The sequence below is a fragment of the Duganella sp. Root1480D1 genome (assembly GCF_001427305.1).
In the GTDB taxonomy this organism is placed as follows: Bacteria; Pseudomonadota; Gammaproteobacteria; order Burkholderiales; family Burkholderiaceae_D; genus Rugamonas.
The window spans coordinates 1-4,923 of record NZ_LMFZ01000030.1; the positions used below are offsets into that span (position 1 = coordinate 1).

3 protein-coding genes are annotated in these 4,923 nt (G+C 64.8%); all 3 read right to left on the minus strand.

Annotated elements, in window-relative coordinates:
• Window positions 1–1,328 (minus strand): condensation domain-containing protein (locus ASD58_RS20805; RefSeq protein WP_229210052.1); only part of this gene is annotated, 1,328 nt, incomplete at its 3' end.
• A gap of 245 nt (window positions 1,329–1,573) precedes the next feature.
• On the minus strand, window positions 1,574–4,393 hold the full coding sequence (locus ASD58_RS20810; RefSeq protein WP_373994464.1) for an amino acid adenylation domain-containing protein: 2,820 nt from the start codon (window positions 4,391–4,393) through the stop codon (window positions 1,574–1,576).
• On the minus strand, window positions 4,285–4,923 hold a 639-nt coding region (locus tag ASD58_RS32905), incomplete at its 5' end, for a condensation domain-containing protein (RefSeq protein ID WP_156401412.1). The genes ASD58_RS20810 and ASD58_RS32905, both read right to left, overlap by 109 nt.

A 4,923-nucleotide genomic window follows, 5' to 3' on the forward strand; every position in this document is an offset into this window, starting at 1 on the left:
CAGGTCGCCGACCAGGCAGTCGCCCGCAGGTCGCCGACCAGGCAGTCGCCCGCATCGCTCAGGGTCAGATGCAGGTCGAAGTGGATGCTCTCGCGCGGCTGCTCGATGCCCTCCAGCGTCAATCCGGGCAGGCGCAGCGCTTCGCCTTCGGCGCTGCCGCTGTGCATGGTGAACATGGCCTGGAACAGCGCATTGTAGGCCAGCGTGCGCGCCGGCTTGAGCGCTTCCACCACCTGCTCGAACGGCACATCCTGGTTGGCGAAAGCGGCCAGCGCGCCAGCCTTCACCCGCGCCAGCATCTGCTCGACGCTTTCCTGCGCCTCGCAATGCACGCGCAAGGCCAGGGTGTTGACGAAGAAGCCGATCAGCGGCTCCAGCTCCGCGCGCTGGCGGTTGGCGACCGGCATACCGACCACCACATCGTCCTGCCCACTGATGCGCGACAACAGCAACGACCAGCCGGCCAGCAGCGTCATGAACAAGGTGGCGCCGTGGCGCTGTGCCAGCGCGCGCAGGCCAGCCGTCAACGGCGCATCGAGTTTGAGCAGGCACCTGGATCCGGCAAAGCTCTGCATCGCCGGACGCGGGCGGTCGGTCGGCAGGGCCAGCAGTTCAGGCGCGCCTTCCAGGTGCGTGCGCCAGAATGCCAGTTGCCGCTGCAGTGCCGCGCCCTGCTTACGCTGCCAGGCCGCAAAATCGCCATACTGGATCGCCAGCGGCGGCAGCGGGTCGGCACGGCCCGCACTATAGGCTTCATACAGCACCGAGACCTCGCGCACCAGGATTCCCATCGACCAGCCATCGGCGACGATGTGGTGCAGTGTGATGAAGATGACGTGCTCGTCTTCTGCAAGGCGCAGCAGGCGTCCGCGCAGCGCCGGGCCTGCGGTCAGATTGAAAGGTGTGCGCACCGCGTCGAGATTGGCGGCGGCGATCGCCGCTACATGTCCGGCCGGCGGGATGTCCGAACAATCCTGCACCTCCAGGCTGAACCTGGCTTCCGGTTCGACCATTTGAACCGGCGTCGAACCTTCCATCGTGAAGCGCGTGCGCAGGATTTCATGCCGGGCGACGATGCGGTCCAGCGTGGCCCGCAAGGCATCGATGTCGAGCTTGCCATGCAGGCGCAGCGCGACGGGCATATTGTAGGCTGCGTTCGCAGCGGGATTCATTCGGGCGAGAAACCAAAGTCGCAGCTGCGACCAGGACAGGGGCAGCGCGCCGTGCCGCTCAACGGCGACAATACCAGCGTCCTGCTCGAGCGGCGTCTCCGGTGCCGCAGTTTGTGCCAGCTTGCGACGAAGATACTCGCGCCGCAAGAACTCCAAGTTCGATGTCCCGCTCATACTCTTCCGAAATAAGAATAATTCGCTTATGCCGCCTTGCCAGTGAGTGGTCTTTTGGGCGGAAGACAACGCCGCCGGATTTCACTCCGGCGGCGCACTTGTTACAGGGAAGAGTTCTACGAAGATGCTGTATCAGATCGCCACAGATGACTATCCCGTACTACATGTAATCGAAGCAATGTTGCATTATTTGCAGTGTAAGGGAGTATATTCAAATTTGCAATTAATTAGTTGGTCTGTGGTAAATCGATACTCGAATCGTCAAGGCCCTGCGAACGCTCCAGCCACGCTTGCAATTCGGCTTCGCTCATGCCCTCCATTTCGCCGGCAACGCGGGCGATATCGTCCTCGTTGTAACGCGCAATCTGGAGCGATGCCACCGCCGCCGCAAGCGCTGCCAGGGTCGGGGTCTGGAACACGGTCATCAGCGGCAAGTCCACGGCGCATTCCGCACGCACCCTTGCCACCAGCTGGGTCGCCAGCAGCGAGTGCCCGCCCAACTCGAAGAAGTGGTCGTTGCGGCCGACCTGTTCCATGCCCAGCAACCGTTGCCAGATGCTGGCCAGGACCGTTTCAATCTCCCCTTGCGGCGCCTCATACGGAGTGGTGGACAGCGCCGCATGATCCGGTTCCGGCAAGGCATCGCGATCGAGCTTGCCGTGGTTCGTGCGCGGTATCGCATCCAGGCTGACCATTGCCGACGGCACCATATATTCCGCCAGCGAGTTTCCGATCTCGGCGCGCAGCGCCGCCGGATCCACCACCTGCCCCGGTTGCGGCACGATATAGGCCACCAGCTGCTTGTGCCCTTGACGATCCTCGCGCGCAATCACCACCGCCTCGCGCACCGCCTGGCATGCGGCCAGCCGCGCCTCGATCTCGCCCAGCTCGATGCGGTAACCGCGCAGCTTGACCTGGAAGTCGTTGCGGCCCAGGAATTCGATATTCCCATCCGGCAGCCAGCGTCCGACGTCGCCGGTCTTGTACATGCGCGCCGCCGCTGCATCGTCGAACGGATCGGCCAGGAAACGCTCCCGGCTCAACTCCTCGCGTCCCAAATAGCCGCGCGCCACGACCGGGCCGGCGATATGGATTTCGCCGCTCACCCCGAGCGGGACCACCTGGCCCAGCGGGTCGAGCAGATGCAGGCGCGCCCGACCGACCGGACGCCCGATCGGGATTTCGCCGTCCGGCAAGGACTGCAGGCTGTCGTAGGCCACAGCCGTCACGTAGACCGTGGCTTCGGTCGGCCCGTAGGTGTTGATGCAAGGGCAGCGGCGTTCGCCCAATGCCGCGAACCAGCTTGCCATATGGCGGCGTTCGGCCTTTTCGCCACCGATCACCACCAGCCGCAGCGACGCCGGCGGCAGGCAGCGGCCTTCGGCCACTTCCTGCGTCCACTGATGCCAGAACGAAGTCGGCAAGTTGACTTCCGTGACGCCATGCTTTTCCAGGAACGCCACGAAGGCACCGTCCGGCGCGACCATCGAGGCCGGCCGCAACACCAGTGCGCCCCCGCTCGACAAAGCCGGGAAGATTTCCACCACCGACGAATCGAAGCCGAACGAGGCGAACTGCAGATAGCGGTCCGCCGCCGAGAATGCGCACATCTGCATATGGCTGCCGATCAGGTTGACCACTTGCGCGTGCTCCACCATCACGCCCTTCGGCTGGCCCGTCGAACCCGAGGTGTAAAGCAGGTAGGCCGTGTGCGTGCCGGTCAAGCCCAGCACGCCCGGATCCGGATCGGTGGATGGCTGGGCGCCTACCGCATGCGGCAAGCTGTCGAGCAGCAGTACCGGCACCGGTATGCTGCCCATATGCGGCTGCAGCGAGACCTGGGTCAGCAAGACCTTCGGTGCGCTGTCCGCGAAGATGAAGGCCAGGCGCTGGGCCGGGTTGTTCGGGTCCAGCGGCACATAGGCCGCACCAGCCTTGAGCACGGCCAGGATAGCCACGATCATCTCGGCGCTGCGTTCGACGCAGATCGCGACGCGGTCATCGGGCTTGACACCGAGTCCGAGCAGGTAATGCGCCAACTGGTTGGCCCGACGGTTCAATTCGCCATAAGTCAGCGAGCGCTCGCCATCGACCACCGCCTCTGCATCCGGCTGTGCCGCGGCCAGCTGTTCAAACCCCTGGTGGGCCAGGCCATGCAGGGCGTATGGCGCGTCATCGCGGTTAAAGCCGTGCACAATCTGTGCGTGCGACGCCGGCGATAGCAGCGGAAGACGCTGTACCAGCCGTCCGGCTCCATCTTTCTCAACCATCGCTTGCAGCACGATCAGCAAGTGTTCAGCCCAACGCTGTATCGTGGCTTGTTCGAACAAGTCGCTGGCATACTCAATAGCGAAGCTGATGGCAAGGCCATTGTCGACCACGGCCAACGACAGGTCGACCTGGGTGGTTTCGTGTTTGCGACCAACGCTTTGCAAGCTCAGTCCGGGCAGGGAGAACTCGCCGCCGTCTGGCGTGTTGTTCAACGCCAGCATGGCCTGGAACACCGGGCTGTGGCCCAGGCTGCGTTGCGGCTTGAGCACTTCCACCACCTGCTCGAACGGCACATCCTGATGGGCGTAGGCATCCAGCGTGCTGGCCTTTACCTGCGCCAGCAGTTGCGCCACGTCCAGCGCGCCGTCCAGGCGCACGCGCAGGGCCAGCGTGTTGACGAAGAAGCCGATCATGCCTTCCACTTCGCTGCGCTGGCGGTTGGCCACCGGCGTGCCGATCACCACCTCGTCCTGATTGACGAAGAAGCCGATCATGCCTTCCACTTCGCTGCGCTGGCGGTTGGCCACCGGCGTGCCGATCACCACCTCGTCCTGACCGCTCAGACGCGACAGTAGCAGCGACCAGCCGGCCAGCATGGTCATGAACAGTGTCGTGCCATGCCGTTTGCCAAGGTCGCGCAAGCCTTCCACCAGCGGCGCCGGCAGCGTCAAGGCAACCTGGCCGCCGGCATAGCTCTGCACCGCAGGGCGCGCGCGGTCGGTCGGCAGCTCCAGCAGGGCCGGTGCGCCATCCAGGTGCGCGTGCCAGAAGTCCAGCTGGCGTTGCAGCGCTTCGCCTTGCAGCCAGTCGCGCTGCCACACCGCGTAGTCAGCGTACTGCAGCGGCAGCGGCGGCAGCCGCCTTGCAGCCAGTCGCGCTGCCACACCGCGTAGTCAGCGTACTGCAGCGGCAGCGGCGGCAGCGGATCGCTTTCGCCCTGGCTGAAGGCGCGGTACAAGGTGCTCACTTCGCGCACCAGGATGCCGATCGACCAGCCATCCGAAATGATGTGGTGCTGTGTGATCAGCAGGACATGTTCTTCCTCCCCCAGCACCAGCAGCCGGCCGCGGATCAGCGGCCCCTGTGCCAGGTCGAACGGCGCCTGCGATTCTTCCAGCGCCATGCGTTCGACGGCGAATTCGCGTTCATGCCCGCTCAAACCGCTCAGGTCCTGCTGCTCCAGGGCGAAGCCGCAATCAGCCGGCGCGATGCGCTGCACCGGCTGGCCATCGGCCAGCACAAACGTGGTGCGCAAGCCTTCGTGGCGCGCCACGATGCGGTCCAGCGTCGCCTGCAGCGCTGCGCG